Genomic DNA, 14,704 nt, shown 5'->3' with positions numbered 1-14,704 from the left:
ATCAGGCTCCTTCCGCTTCGAGTTCGACGTCGGCTTCCTGAGCCTCTTCCTGGTCGATTCCTGCACGGAATTTCGCCAGGTACTCACCAAAACCTTCCGGGCTCAGCCAGAACTGCAGCATGTTGGTGACGCCATTGGCCGTCAGCGTGGCGCCGGAGAGACCATCAACCTGATGCTCTCCGGTTCCTGCACCGCGGGCTACGCGAATGGCAGGCTGGACACTCTGTTCGTCAGCGTAGATCTCCTTGCCCTGCCACTGAGCCTGCCAGCGCGGGTTGTTGACCTCGGCACCCAGCCCCGGGGTCTCGCTGTGCTCGTAGTAGGTGATGCCGACGATAGTGTTGCCGTCGCCCTCAATGGACATGTAGCCGCGCATCAGCCCCCACAGGCCCTGGCCACGAATCGGTACGATGATCTGCTCGGGATCATCGGGGTCGCCGACCAGGTAGACGGTGGCGTAGTTCTCGACCCGGGACAGGCCGGCAATGTCGCGATCCCCGGAGAGAGTACGACCGGTGGCCGGATCACGGGCCGCCTGGAAGTGGTCGAAGGTCTCCGGATCAAACTGATCGGTATATTCACCGGTACGCATGTCCACCACGCGGGGCGTGATTTCGGCGAAGGCAGCCTCCACGTCAATGCCGCGTTCATAGAGGTTGGCAACGCGCAGGATATTAGTCTTGCGGTCGAGTTCCTCATTGAGCTGCTGCATGGGACGCAGCGCCACGGCAGCGGTGGAGACGATGACCGAACACACGATGCAGAGTGCGAACGCCACCGTCAGGATCTTCTTGATGGAGTTATTGCTCTGTGCCATCAGGCAGTCTCCTCGGCCGGTACACCGGTACGCTGCAAGCGGCGCTTGATGTTGGCCTGAACAAAGAAGTGATCGATCAACGGCGCGAACAGGTTGGCAAACAGGATCGCCAACATGATGCCCTCGGGGAAGGCCGGGTTGACCACACGGATCAGTACGGTCATTACCCCGATCAGCGCACCGAAGATCAGCCTTCCCTGGTTGGTCATGGAGGCGGATACCGGATCAGTGGCCATGAAGACCATGCCGAAGGCGAAGCCGCCGACCACCAGGTGCCAATACCAGGGCATGGCGAACATCGGGTTGGTGTCGGAGCCGATCAGATTGAACAACGCACTGGTCGCCACCATGCCGAGGAAGACCCCGAGCATGATTCGCCACGAAGCGATCTTGGTCCACAGCAGGATGGCGGCACCGATGAAGATGGCCAGCGTGGATGTCTCACCGATCGATCCCGGGATGAAGCCCAGGAAGGCGTCCCACCAGGTGAACTCAGTGGTCAGTGCAGCCATGCCCTCCTGGAAGGCCAGGGAGAGGGCCGTTGCACCCGTGTAACCATCGGCCGCCACCCACACCGCATCGCCGGAGATTTGAGCCGGGTACGCGAAGTAGAGGAAAGCACGGCCGGTCAGTGCCGGGTTGAGGAAGTTCTTTCCGGTGCCACCGAAAATTTCCTTGCCGATCACGATACCGAAGGTGATGCCCAGGGCGACCTGCCACAGCGGGATATCAACCGGCAGGATCAATGCGTAGAGCACCGAGGAGACGAAGAAGCCTTCGTTGACCTCGTGGCCACGCTTGACGGCGAAGAGCACTTCCCAGAACCCGCCAACCACGAAGGTCACGAGATAGATCGGCAGGAAGTAGGTCGCACCCAGCACGATATTCGACCAGAAGCTGCCCGGGTCGTGGCCGGCGGTCAGCGTCATCATGATCGCCTCGCGCCAGCCCGCCATGGAGGCGTAGCCTTCGGCAATCGCCATGTTGGACTGCCAGCCGGCATTCCACATGCCGAAGAACATGGCCGGGAAGGTACAGGCCCAGACCGTGATCATGATGCGCTTGAGATCGATACCGTCACGCACGTGGGCCGTGGTCTTGGCCACGCTCGGGGGCGCATAGAAGATGGTGTCGACCGCTTCGTACAGCGGATACATCTTCTCGTACTTGCCACCCTTGTGGAAATGCGGTTCGAGATTGTCGAGTGTCTGTCGGATACCCATCATCAGGCCTCTTTCTCGATCATGGTGAGGTTGTCACGCAGGATGGGACCGTATTCATACTTGCCTGGGCACGCATAGGTGCACAGCGCCAGGTCCTCTTCATCCAGCTCCAGGCACCCGAGCTGCATGGCCACCTCGATGTCGCCGACGATCAGGGAACGCAACAGCTGGGTCGGCAGGATATCCAGCGGCATGAGCCCCTCGTAGACCCCAACCGGCACCATGGCACGCTCGGAGCCGTTGGTCGACGTCGTGGGGGCGTAGTTGCGCAACCCCGTGAACTTCGACAGATAGATACCCATGACCGAGTGGCGATTGAACCCTGGAGACAGCCACCCCATGAACTGGCGCTTGTTGCCCTCTTCCAGCATGGTGAACTGGTTGTGGAAGCGACCCAGGTAACGCAGCGACCCTTCACAGGCAAAGCCGGAAAAGACCGAGCCGGAGATCACGCGCGTCTCATCGGGTTCGATCACTTCACCGGTCAGCAGTTCCTCGGTGCTGGCCCCGATACGGGTCCGCAGCAGTCGTGGGTTCTCGGCCCGGGGACCGCCTACCGCGACGACACGGCTCATGTCGAGCCTGCCCTCAGCGAACAGCTTGCCGAAGGCGATCACATCCTGATAGCCGATGTGCCATACCCGCTTGTGCAGGGCGACCGGCGACAGGAAGTGGATATGCGTGCCGACAAGCCCCGCGGGATGGGGGCCGGAGAAGGTCTCGACCTGAACGCCAGCGACGTTGCCCCCGGGGATTTGCGCATCCGGGGCGGTGCAGAGATAGACCTTGCCCTCGGTCAAGCGCGCAAGCACCTTGAGGCCATCCTCGAAGGCTTCAGGCTGCTCGTTGATGATCCCGGCAGGATCCGGACAGAGCGGGTGGGTATCGATTGCGGTGACGAAGATATCGGCCGGAATGCCGTCGAGGGCCGGGCTGCGCGAATAGGGGCGTGTCCGCAACGCGGTCCACATCCCCGACTCGACCAGCTGGTCGACCACGGCCTGGCGATCCAGGCTCTCGAGCTTATCGCGACCATGGGCAGTGAATGACACCGCCTCTTCGGTCTCGTCGACCTTGATGACCACCGAGAGCAGCCTGCGCTTCTCTCCGCGATTGATGGCGATGACTTCGCCGGCAGCCGGTGCCGTGAAGCGCACACCCTCGTTTTTCTTGTCGGTGAAGAGCAGTTGGCCCAGCTTCACCTTGTCCCCTTCCCGGACCTCCATGGTCGGCTTCATGCCAACATAGTCGGTACCCAGGAGTGCCACGTGGCGCACCGGCCGCGCATCTTCGATACGCGGCTCGGGCGCCCCCATGATGGGGAGATCCAGGCCTTTCTTGACTTCGATCATAGTCTCGCCCAGTTGATGGATCGGATATACGAAGGAAAGGGGTTCGAATGGATTCGAATTCTTATTAGCGTCAGTACGTTACCAGTCAGGCCCGAAGGAGCTTCGGACCACCCCGAAAAATCCACGGTATTATAAAGACAAGCGTGCTCAAAGGCCACACGACCTATGGTCGCAAACCGCCAAAGAACACACGCAGGGCGGAACGAACCCAGGGTAAAGAAGACGTTGAAAGTGCCTCATACCGAGCCGCCGCGCGGCCTGGAAAGCCTGCACCGGCACATGAAGGGGTGCCGGCGCAGATGAGGCAAAGATGACCTGCGTCATGGCATTCCCGACCGCAGGGGTCGGGAAAGGGGGACGACTCGACTCCGGCGCTCAGCCCCGGGCGCGAGGCAACTTGAGAAAATGCACGTTGGAAATGTGCTGCAGGATGCGCACCACCTGGCAGCTGTAGCCGAACTCATTGTCGTACCACACGTAAAGCACCGCGTGACGGCCGTTGGCGATGGTGGCCTTGGCATCCACGATCCCGGCATGACGGTTGCCGACGAAATCGGATGACACTACCTCCGGTGAATCCACGTAGTCGATCTGCTTCTGGTAGGCAGAGTCGATGGACATGCGACGCAGGTAGTCGTTGAGCGCGTCGGCGTCGGTTTCCTTCTCCAGGGTCAGGTTGAGGATCGCCATGGAGACATTGGGCGTAGGAACACGGATGGCGTTGCCGGTCAACTTGCCGCCGAGCTCGGGAAGCGCCTTGGCCACGGCCTTGGCGGCGCCGGTTTCGGTCAACACCATGTTGAGCGGCGCACTGCGCCCGCGCCGGTCGCCCTTGTGATAGTTGTCGATCAGGTTCTGGTCGTTGGTGTAGGCATGCACCGTCTCGACATGGCCGTGTTCGATGCCATATTCGTCGTTGAGCACCTTGAGCACCGGCACGATGGCATTGGTGGTGCAGGACGCTGCCGACAGAATCGTATCCTCGGCGTTGATGTCACCATCGTTGATGCCGAAGACGATGTTCTTGATATCGCCCTTGCCCGGCGCGGTGAGCAGCGCCTTGGCTACTCCTTTGCACTGGAGGTGCTGGCCCAGGCCATCCTCATCGCGCCAGATACCCGTATTGTCCACCACCACGGCGTTGCTGATGCCGTAGACGGTGTAGTCGACATCGGCCGGAGAGTCGGCGTAGATCACCTGGATGACATTGCCATTGGCGGTGATGGTGCGGGCCTCGACGTCGACGCTGATGGTGCCGTCAAAGGGACCATGGACGGAGTCGCGACGCAGCAGGCTTGCCCGCTTCTCGAGATCCTTGGCGATATCGCCACGGCCGCGCACGACGATGGCGCGCAGACGCAGCAGGTTGCCGCCGCCGGCTTTCTCGACCAGCACGCGCGCAAGGATCCGGCCGATGCGACCAAAGCCGTAGAGCACGACATCCTTCGACTCACCGTTGTTGCCATTGGCATCGCGCCGATCGACGATCTCGCTGAGCTCCTCACGCAGGAAGGCCTTGGCATCACCCCCGCCGCGCTGCTTGAAGGCCACGCCCAGCTTGCCCACGTCCACATGGGCGGGTCCCAGGTTGAGTTCGGTCATGGCCTGGACCAACGGGAACGTATCCTGAACGGAAAGCTCCGTCCCCTCGACCTTCCTGACGAAGCGGTGGTCCTTCAGGATGCGAATCACCGAGCGGTTGAACAGCGACCGTCCATAGAGGGTGGTGACCACATTGTTGTGACGGTATAGGCTGCCGATCAGCGGAATCATCTGCTCGGCGAGGGCCTGGTTGTCGTGCCAATCCTGAAAAACGGTGTCGAGGGGTTGCTGACTCACGTGAAGCCTCTCTGATGATCTGGAATTCATACGCATTATCACGTCAGCCATCGGGCGGAGCAATCGCAGGATGGTCGCAGGCGCTGTAGGGGGATTACAGAAATGGCGGGTTGACTACAAGGCAATCCTCGGGCTGGTATGATCCCCTGTGTCGATTTCAAGGCCCGCGCGGTCTCGATACTCGCACCCAGCCCGTTCCATCGGCCCGACCAGAGAGCCTAACGATAGTGCCTGACGACACCATGTCCCATTTCTCACTGCTCGATCCGCCACGCCCCAGGGGTCTCCGAGACACCCTCTTCTGGCACACCCCTCCCGGCAGCGGCACCGCCCTGGCCCTGGCTCACCTTGCCGAGGACGCCCCCCTGCTGGTGGTAACCGCCGATACCGCCGGCGCCCAGCGCCTCGAGAACGACCTGCGCTTCTTCTCCACCACGCCGGTGCTGCCCTTTCCCGACTGGGAAACCCTGCCCTACGACAGCTTTTCACCCCATCAGGACATCGTCTCGGCAAGGCTGCGCACCCTGCGCCGGCTGCAGGACGGCACGCACGGCATCGTCCTGGTGGCAATCAACACCCTGATGCAGCGCCTGCCGCCGGTCGAGTACATCGCCGGCCGAGTACTGACGCTGGAAGTGGGCATGCGCCTCGACCGGGAGGGCTTTCGCGAAAGCCTGTCCCGGGCCGGTTACCGGGCGGTCGAGACCGTATACGAACCCGGCGAGTACGCCCTGCGCGGCGCCCTGATCGACCTCTTTCCCATGGGCAGCGAGTCTCCGCTGCGCATCGACCTGTTCGATGACGAGATCGATACGCTGAGACACTTCGACCCGGACACCCAGCGCAGCCGGGAAAAGGTCGATGGCGTGGAACTCCTGCCGGCGCACGAATACTCGCTGGCACGCTCAGCCATTGCCTGTTTCCGCGAAGGCTTCGAGACCCTGTTCGACGTGGATCCACGCCAGTGCCCGCTCTATGTGGATGCACTCAAGGGCATACCCTCCCCCGGGCTGGAGCAGTACCTGCCGCTGTTTTTCGAGAATACCGCAACCCTGTTCGAACACTTGGCGGAGGGAACCCGTGTGGCGCTGCTGCCGGGAGTATTTGATGCTGCAGAACATCACTGGGCGGCCATAGAGAGCCGCTACGAGAATCTCGGGGTGGACCCCACACGCCCCCTGCTACCACCTCATCGCGCCTTCGTGCCGGTTGCTGAGGCGTTTGCGGCCATCAAGCAGCACCCCCGGGTCGAGATTACCGACGACCCTGACCACCGCCACGCCCTGCTGCCCGCGGCTAAGGCGCCTCCATCGGTACCCATCAACGCAAGGGCGAAGCAGCCGCTAGCCGCCCTTGAGGCGTTCCTGGCCCAGAACCCCGACACCAGGACGCTGTTCGTCGCCGAATCCCGGGGCCGTCGCGAAGCCCTGGAAGAGACGCTGGCCCCGCTGCACCTCCAGCTTCCGCATGCGGCCGATTTTCATAGCTTTCTTGACGGTGATAGCCGCCTGGCGATCACCGAAGGCGAGATCGACGCCGGCCTGTGGCTGGAGCGCCCCGACCTTGCCGTGATCAGCGAGACCGAGCTCCTCGGTGACGTGGTGCGCCAGAGCCGCCGCCGGGAAAAGGCGACCGATGCCAACGAGCTGGCCGTTCGTCACCTCTCCGAGCTGCGCCCCGGCGCCCCCGTCGTCCACCAGACCCACGGTGTCGGACGCTACCGCGGCCTGGAGACCCTGGAAGCCGGCGGCCAGGCAGCCGAGTTCGTCGCGCTGGAATACGCCGAAGGCGCCAGGCTGTATGTGCCCGTGGACAGCCTGCATCTGATCTCCCGCTACGCCGGCGCCGACGACGAATTGGCTCCGCTGCATCGGCTCGGCTCCGACCACTGGGACAAGGCACGCCGCCGTGCCGCCGAGAAGATACGCGACACGGCAGCCGAGCTGCTCGATGTCTATGCCCGCCGCGAGGCGCGCGAAGGGTTTGCCTGCACCCCACCGGACGACGAGTACAGCCGCTTCGCCGCGAGTTTCCCCTTCGAGGAGACCCCGGACCAGCGTGCCGCCATCGCCGCGGTCATCGGCGACATGACGGCCCCTCGCCCCATGGATCGGGTGGTCTGCGGCGACGTCGGCTTCGGCAAGACGGAGGTCGCCATGCGCGCCGCCTTCCTCGCCGTACAGTCTGGCCGCCAGGTGGTGGTGCTGGTGCCCACCACCCTGCTCGCCCGCCAGCACTACGAGAACTTCCGTGACCGCTTCGCCGACACCGCCGTGCAGATCGAGCTGATCTCGCGCTTCACCGCCGGCAAGGGCCAGGCCGAGTCGCTCCAGCGAATCGAGTCCGGCAAGGCCGATATCGTCATCGGCACTCACAAGCTGCTGTCTAAGTCGATGAAACTGCCCAACATGGGACTTATTATCATCGACGAGGAGCACCGCTTCGGCGTTTCACAGAAGGAGCGGCTCAAGAACCTGCGTGCAGAAGTGGACATCCTGACGCTGACCGCCACGCCCATCCCCCGCACCCTGAACATGGCCATGAGCGGGATCCGCGATCTCTCCATCATCGCCACCCCTCCCGCTCGCCGTCTGTCGGTGAAGACTTTTGTCCAGCAGCGCGACGAGTCAGTGATCAAGGAGGCGATCCTGCGCGAGATACTGCGTGGCGGCCAGGTCTACTTCCTGCACAACGAGGTCAAGACCATCGAGATCGCCGCCGAGAAGGTGCGCGAACTGGTGCCCGAAGCGCGGGTGGCAGTGGCCCATGGACAATTGCCGGAACGCGCACTCGAGCGAGTGATGTCCGACTTCTACCACAAACGCTTCAACGTGCTGATCTGTTCCACCATTATCGAGACCGGCATCGACGTGCCCAGTGCCAATACCATCGTCATCGAGCGCGCCGACCGTTTCGGCCTGGCCCAGCTCCATCAGTTGCGCGGCCGGGTCGGGCGCAGCCACCACCAGGCCTATGCCTACCTGCTCGCTCCCCCACCGCGCACCATGACCCGTGATGCGGCCAAGCGCCTGGAGGCAATCGCCGGCGCCGAGGACCTTGGGGCCGGCTTCACCCTGGCCAGCCACGACATGGAAATCCGCGGCGCCGGTGAACTACTCGGCGAAGAGCAGAGCGGCCAAATGGAGGCGATCGGCTATGGACTCTACATGCAGATGCTCGACCGAGCCGTGGCCGCCATTCGTGCCGGAAAGACGCCCAACATCGACGCCCCGCTGGACGAGGGCGTGGAAGTGAGCCTCAACCTTCCGGCACTCATCCCGAGTGATTATCTGCCCGACGTCCAGCAGCGCCTGGTGATGTACAAGCGCATTGCCAGTGCCGAGACCGAGGCCGAGCTGAAGGAGCTGCAGGTGGAGATGATCGACCGCTTCGGCCTGCTTCCGGCTCCGGTGAAAACCCTGCTGCGTCAGACCAGGCTGCGCCAGCGGGCCGAACGCCTGGGTATCGTGCGGCTCGAGGCCGGGGCCGCGAAGGGACGCCTGATCTTCGGCACTCAGACCCGGGTCGATCCCTTGATCCTGGTACAGCTTATCCAGAAATCCCCGGAGTGCTATCGTCTCGACGGGGCCGATACGCTGCGCTTCACGCTGGAAATGGAAACGGAGGAGGCTCGCTTCCACGCCATCGAGCAACTGCTGGCGGTACTCAACCGCAAGACGGATGCCGCCTGAAACCACCCCCGCACAGGTTTGTTTCATAGGAGGGACTCCCCGAGACGGCCCAGAGCGCTATAATGTCGATACGTGCTCTCAACATCGCAACCCAAGACACGAAACGGCATCACTGGCGCTCCGCCAGGATGCCTGAACCGTCGCTCCGCAGGGTACCGGGTGCTTACTGCCTCGGCTGTAGACGACTCTCCAACGAGATCATGACGTTGATGAAAAACCCGACACTGGCCAAACGAACATTGCGCGCTGCCGCACTCTTCGGCCTTGTTGCCCTGCTCTCGGCTACGGCCTACGCCAATGAGCCCGATGAGGAAAGAACACTGCCCCGCGGCCACTTCCTGCTGCCTGAAGAGGGCAACATGATCGGCACGGCCTACACCGTTACCGTCGAAGAGGGTGAAACCCTGATCGACATTGGACGTCGACACAATGTGGGCTATGACGAGATCCGCATGGCTAATCCGGATGTCAGCATCTGGGCGCCCTTTGCCGGTACCGAGGTCGTTATCCCGGCCAGATACATCCTGCCCGACGCTCCGCGTGAAGGAATCGTCATCAACCTCTCCGAACTGCGGCTCTACTACTACTCCAGTGACGATGTGGTCGAAACCTACCCCATCAGTGTGGGCCGCGACGGCTTTGCCACACCGGTTGGCGTGACGAGGACCACCGTCAAGGTCAAGGACCCTCACTGGTCCCCACCTCGCTCCATGCGAGAGGAAGCTGCCGCAAGAGGCGACCCGCCGCCTGCAGTCGTGCCGCCAGGACCCGACAACCCCCTGGGAAGGCACGCCATCCTGCTGGGGCTGCCCAGCTACCTGATCCATGGCACCAACATGCCCGATGGGGTCGGCATGCGAGCCAGCCGCGGCTGTATCCGCATGTTCCCGGAAGATATCGAATCACTGTATGAGCGAGTGCCCAGCGGGACGAAGGTCAATATCATCGACCAGCCCTTCAAGGCAGCCTGGTCTCCCGACGGCATTCTTTATGCCCAGTCCTTCCCGCAGCTCGAGGAGAACCTGGGTGACTTTGAGCCGATTCTCAACGCCATTGAAGTGGTCGCCAGGACCTTCGGTGAAGAGAAACCGCCGGTGGACTATGCCCAGCTTCGCCGCATCGTCGAGAGTCCGAATGGCCAGATGGTCTCGCTGCTGAAGGTCGCCGATGAACAGCCGGGCGAACCGCGCCCTCGCCTGGATGGCATTGAAGAAGGCCTGTTCAGCGAACTGGAGCTGACCCAGCGGGAAGGGCTGATTTACGAGCTGGAGATCGTCCAGCGGTAACGCACCCCATCGCCTCAGTATCACAACGAGAAAACCCCGCCGAAGCGGGGTTTTCTCTTACTGCAGAACCGCCACCACCCTGACGGGCGATGCCGGCACTCCAACAGAATTACTTCTGCATGGAGCGCTGGAACATACGGTTCATTTCTTCGCGGTTCTGCTCGGACATCTGCAGAGCCGCCTGGGCGTCACGCTGAGCCTGGTTGGCAGTGTTCTGAGCCTGGGTTGCGATGCTGCGAGCTTCGGCAGCGTCAGCCTGGGCTGATTCAGCAGTCTGGCGAACTTCATCCAGAGCAGCGTTGGTAGCACAACCGGCCAGAATAGCCATGGATGCTGCAGCGGCGGTGAGCTTCAGGGTGGTCTTCAGAGTCATGGTGTTCTCCTTGAGTCTTCCTTGGTACTGCACGGGTTAGTACAGCGGCGTTAATGAAGCCTGAGATCAGGCGATCCTGCAAATGCAGGATTTCTTGCAGCGACTGCTGCCAAGCACAGGAGTCAAACGCTGTTTTATAATACCTTACGGCGCTTGTCCATAGCTCGAAACGTCCCTTACGCATATTGAGCCTAGCGGATCACGACGCGAGTGCCAATCTCGATTAGCTCGGAAAGCCTTTCGATCTGCTCGTTCGTCACCGCCACACACCCCTGAGTCCAGTGGTAGCTGGCATGCACATCAGGGTCTGCCCCACCGAGGCCATGGATACCGATAAACCCACCCAGCACGGTCTGCTGCGGTGGATAGCCGTGGCGCCGATAGTACGCGAAATAATCTTCGTAATCTCGTTCGGTGTAAAGCCCTGATTCGAGTGCCATGCGTGCGTGGGCCGGCGTCGGGTAGTCAAGGCCGATGAAGATGTGCCAATCGCTCTCGTTATTGAAGCGATTGACGCGAAATTCTCCCATTGGCGTCACATTGCCGCCTTGCAACCGTTCGGGCTTGGCTCCGGCTCTGCCCAGCGACACCGGGGCAAAACGTTCGACCAGGGTATTACCGCGAAAGACAGAAAGTACGGCCCGCTCGTCTTCAACCAGCACCCAGAGCTCATCATCATGGCGAGGAACCTGGGCGCGTGCGAGCAGGGTTTCGATCAAATTGGCTCGGGCGCTGCTAGGCAACAGAAGAGCGAGTGGCGCTGACAGGGCAAGCAGGCCGAAATGGCGTCGAGAGACAGAGGTCATCGGCTCCTCACAGGAGAAGAAGAAAGCAGAAATCGGGCCTTGTGGCGATGTTATAGCCTATCCGTTGTACAGCTGTCAGTCGAAATAGTACTGCAAAAAATTGTAGCTGGCGCGGCCAGCACCATTTCCGTGGCCCACAGAAGGGCCGTCAATTAGCCCCCCGCAGCGCGCCTGGGAAACAAGTACGCATTTATTTTGTGGACAATCATCTTGAGCTATTCGCTTGCCATCAATGGGGGAGGATAGCGCCCATACGCAGCACTTCACGCAGCGTAGTCACGCCGGCCTCAGCCTTGGCCAGCCCATCGGAAAGCATCAAAACCTCCCCTCTTTCGAGCAGCGCACGGCGCAGTATTGCCTCGTCAGCATGGCGCAAAATTCGTGCATGATCCTCAGGGGTCAGCTGCCACACTTCAAATACGCCGGTGCGCCCTCGGTAGCCAATATCGTTACAGTGCGCGCAACCGGTCGCCAACCAGACCCGCTCGGGTACGGGCAGCCCAATGGCATCCAGCCAATCGATATCACCAGGCGCCGGCTCCCCCGGCATACGACAGTGCTCGCACAGTCGGCGGACCAGTCTCTGGGCTATCACCAGACCCAGGTTTGCGCTGATCTCCGCATCGGTAAGCTCGAGATGGCGCAACGAAGATATGACGCCCACTGCATCACGACTGTGCAGGGTCCCCATGAGCGACCGGCCACTGCTGGCGACATTCAAGCACGCCTGCGCAGAGGCCGGACTGCGCACCTCGCCGATCAGCACATAGTCTGGATCAAGGCGCAGTACCGAGCGCGTGCCTGACACGAAGTCCAACCCGCTGTGGCTATCCACCTGGATCTGGTTGATGCCGGGAATTTCATACTCCACCGGATCCTCCAGAGTCACCACATGGCTGTCGGTAAGGCGAAGCTGGTTGAGCAGCGTGTAGAGTGTGGTTGTCTTGCCCGCACCGGTGGGACCGGCTACCAGCAGCATGCCGCCCGTGGCATCCATCCAGCGGCGTATGCCCTGGGAGGCATGCTCGCCGATGCCCAGTTCGAGCGTATCGTGAAAGGAGCGCGGCGACGCGAGGAAGCGAATGGCAAGCTTTTCGCCAGCCACGCAGTTTACCGCTGTTACCCGCAGAAACACCTCTTCGTCAACGGAACGGGGCCAACTGAAGCTGCCCTCGGCGCTCACCAGCGTGGGAACGGGATTGAGCCCGGAGAGTACCTTGAACTGATTTACCAGACGCAGGCCAATGGCAGCATCCACTTGCACGGCATCGATGACACGACCGTCGATTCGCAATCTGATGCGATACGCCGACTGAATGGGATCAAGATGTACGTCGGTCGCTCGGGCGGCAATCGCATCATCGAGCAACGCATGTGCCTCCAATGCCTCATCCCCTGGCCCCGGTGAGCTTTCCAACAGAGGGGCCAGGGAGGGCAACAGTCGCGGATGGCGATCGGTGGTGGGGTTCATGAGCTTCTCCTGCGTGCTTGGGAGCGCGAAGTCAGGATTGACGTCACCGTGGCGTCCTGCCCAGTCAGCCTAGCCCCTGACAGCGCTTCTGCACGCCCTGGCGCCGCTCATGTCGACGAGCGCTAGCACCAGCCCTGCTCAGTTGGGCAGCCCCTGGCTCCTCAAGTAATCATCATAGCTTCCAGTGAAATCGACGATCCCGGTGTCGCTCATATCGAGGATGCGGGTGGCCAGGGAGGAGACGAACTCGCGATCATGGCTGACGAAGATGAGCGTACCGGGGTAGTGCTCCAGCGCCAGGTTGAGCGCCTCGATTGACTCCATGTCCAGGTGGTTGGTAGGTTCATCCATCAGCAGTACGTTGGGTCGGGTCAGCGTGAGCTTGCCGAAGAGCATTCGCCCCTGCTCTCCGCCCGAGATGACCTTCACCGACTTTTCGATATCATCGCTGGAAAAGAGCATTCGACCCAGGGCACCGCGGATCACCTGTTCCCCCCCATCGCTCCACTGAGCCATCCATTCGAATAGCGTCGCATCGTTGGAAAAATCGAGGGTGTGGTCCTGGGCAAAAATGCCCAGCTCCGCGCTGTCGGTCCAGCGTACCATGCCGCTTTGGGGATGGAGATCACCGGCCAGGGTCCGCAGAAGTGTTGTCTTGCCAATCCCGTTTGGACCGATGATGGCGATACGCTCGCCGGCCTCGACGGTCATGGAGAGCCCTTCGAACAGCATCGGCTCACCGGCGTACCCCTGGCTCAGGGCCTCGACGTTGACCGCGTTGCGATGGATCTTCTTGCCCTGCTCGAAGCGGATGAAGGGGCTGACGCGACTGGAGGGCTTGATGTCCTCGAGCTTGATCTTCTCGATCTGCCGCGCCCGGGAAGTCGCCTGCTTGGCCTTGGAGGCGTTGGCCGAGAAGCGGCTGACGAAGGTCTGCAGTTCGGCGATCTGCGCCTTCTTCTTGGCATTGTCGGCGTACTGGCGCTCGCGGGCCGCCGTGGCAACGGTCATGTAGTCGTCGTAGTTGCCGGGGAACAGCCTGATCTCGCCGTAGTCCAGGTCCGCCATATGCGTGCAGACACTGTTCAGGAAGTGGCGATCGTGGGAAATGATGATCATGGTGCTGCTGCGGGCCGTGAGGATGCCTTCCAGCCAGCGGATCGTATTGATATCCAGATGGTTGGTGGGCTCGTCGAGCAGCAGCACATCGGGATCGGAGAAAAGCGCCTGGGCCAGCAGCACGCGTAGCTTCCAGCCCGGCGCCACTTCGCTCATGGGGCCGGCATGCTGCTCGATGGGAATTCCGAGCCCCATCAGCAGCTCGCCGGCACGGGACTCGGCGGTATAGCCGTCGAGCTCGGCGAAACGCACCTCCAGGTCGGCCACGGCCATGCCATCCTCTTCGCTCATCTCAGGCAGCGAATAGATGCGCTCTCGCTCTGCAGCCACTTCCCAGAGTTCGCGATTGCCCATGATGACGGTATCGATGACCCGCTCGTCCTCGAAGGCGAACTGATCCTGCCGCAGCTTACCGAGGCGGAGGCCCGACTCGACCATCACCTGACCTGAGGAGGGTTCCAGGTCACCCCCCAGGATTTTCATGAAGGTCGACTTGCCGCAGCCGTTGGCTCCGATCAAACCGTAGCGGTGACCGTTGCCAAACTTGATGGAAACGTTCTCGAACAGGGGCTTGGCCCCGAACTGCATGGTGATATTGGCGGTGGAGATCACGTAGAAGGCCCAATCGTAGGGAAACGCTGAACAAATCACCGAGCGAGATGAAGCGCAAGGCGCACGGAGCACAGGAACCGGAGCATATGGGGTATATGTGAGGATCCGACGGTC

At 61.7% G+C, this 14,704-nt stretch carries 10 protein-coding genes; 2 read left to right on the top strand and 8 right to left on the bottom strand.

All coding sequences use genetic code 11. The annotated features are described in order from the left end of the window. Position 1: 1 nt before the first annotated feature. From KZO25_RS02405 to KZO25_RS02390, 4 genes are all read right to left on the bottom strand, one after another. On the bottom strand, positions 2-817 hold the full coding sequence (locus tag KZO25_RS02405; protein ID WP_066445674.1) for a Na(+)-translocating NADH-quinone reductase subunit C: 816 nt from the start codon (positions 815-817) through the stop codon (positions 2-4). Further along, the gene (locus KZO25_RS02400; RefSeq protein WP_066445669.1) at positions 817-2,043 is read right to left on the bottom strand and encodes an NADH:ubiquinone reductase (Na(+)-transporting) subunit B; all 1,227 of its coding nucleotides are present in this window, start codon (positions 2,041-2,043) and stop codon (positions 817-819) included. Before KZO25_RS02400 ends, KZO25_RS02405 begins: the two co-directional genes overlap by 1 nt. Next, a complete protein-coding gene (locus KZO25_RS02395) occupies positions 2,043-3,392 on the bottom strand; it encodes a Na(+)-translocating NADH-quinone reductase subunit A (RefSeq protein WP_066445666.1) in 1,350 nt (449 codons plus the stop codon). Before KZO25_RS02395 ends, KZO25_RS02400 begins: the two co-directional genes overlap by 1 nt. Before the next feature lie 375 nt (positions 3,393-3,767). Further along, positions 3,768-5,231 (bottom strand): glyceraldehyde-3-phosphate dehydrogenase, encoded by a 1,464-nt coding sequence (locus KZO25_RS02390; protein ID WP_223135701.1) that lies wholly within the window; start codon positions 5,229-5,231, stop codon positions 3,768-3,770. A 242-nt stretch (positions 5,232-5,473) separates the two neighbouring features. Here KZO25_RS02390 and mfd point away from each other — a divergent pair, with 242 nt between their 5' ends. After that, positions 5,474-8,923 (top strand): transcription-repair coupling factor, encoded by a 3,450-nt coding sequence (mfd, locus tag KZO25_RS02385; RefSeq protein ID WP_223135700.1) that lies wholly within the window; start codon positions 5,474-5,476, stop codon positions 8,921-8,923. A gap of 209 nt (positions 8,924-9,132) precedes the next feature. Beyond that, positions 9,133-10,209, top strand: coding sequence for a L,D-transpeptidase family protein (locus KZO25_RS02380; RefSeq protein ID WP_223135826.1), 1,077 nt, complete (start codon positions 9,133-9,135; stop codon positions 10,207-10,209). A 109-nt stretch (positions 10,210-10,318) separates the two neighbouring features. Here KZO25_RS02380 and KZO25_RS02375 read toward each other — a convergent pair whose 3' ends face one another. From KZO25_RS02375 to KZO25_RS02360, 4 genes are all read right to left on the bottom strand, one after another. Next, complete coding sequence (locus tag KZO25_RS02375) at positions 10,319-10,582, bottom strand: Lpp/OprI family alanine-zipper lipoprotein (protein ID WP_043518089.1); 264 nt, start codon at positions 10,580-10,582, stop codon at positions 10,319-10,321. 191 nt (positions 10,583-10,773) lie between these two features. Continuing rightward, positions 10,774-11,388, bottom strand: a complete 615-nt coding sequence (locus KZO25_RS02370; RefSeq protein WP_066446467.1) for a murein L,D-transpeptidase family protein — start codon at positions 11,386-11,388, stop codon at positions 10,774-10,776. A gap of 229 nt (positions 11,389-11,617) precedes the next feature. Then, on the bottom strand, positions 11,618-12,859 hold the full coding sequence (locus KZO25_RS02365; protein ID WP_223135699.1) for a GspE/PulE family protein: 1,242 nt from the start codon (positions 12,857-12,859) through the stop codon (positions 11,618-11,620). Positions 12,860-12,997: 138 nt separating this feature from the next. Continuing rightward, the gene (locus tag KZO25_RS02360; protein WP_223135698.1) at positions 12,998-14,590 is read right to left on the bottom strand and encodes an ABC-F family ATPase; all 1,593 of its coding nucleotides are present in this window, start codon (positions 14,588-14,590) and stop codon (positions 12,998-13,000) included. Positions 14,591-14,704: the final 114 nt, after the last annotated feature.

The sequence above is a fragment of the Halomonas sp. ANAO-440 genome, from assembly GCF_019915905.1.
GTDB classification, from domain to species: domain Bacteria; phylum Pseudomonadota; class Gammaproteobacteria; order Pseudomonadales; family Halomonadaceae; genus Halomonas; species Halomonas chromatireducens.
Note: the sequence above shows the minus strand (reverse complement) of the source record. Positions and strands in the feature narration are given on the sequence as shown.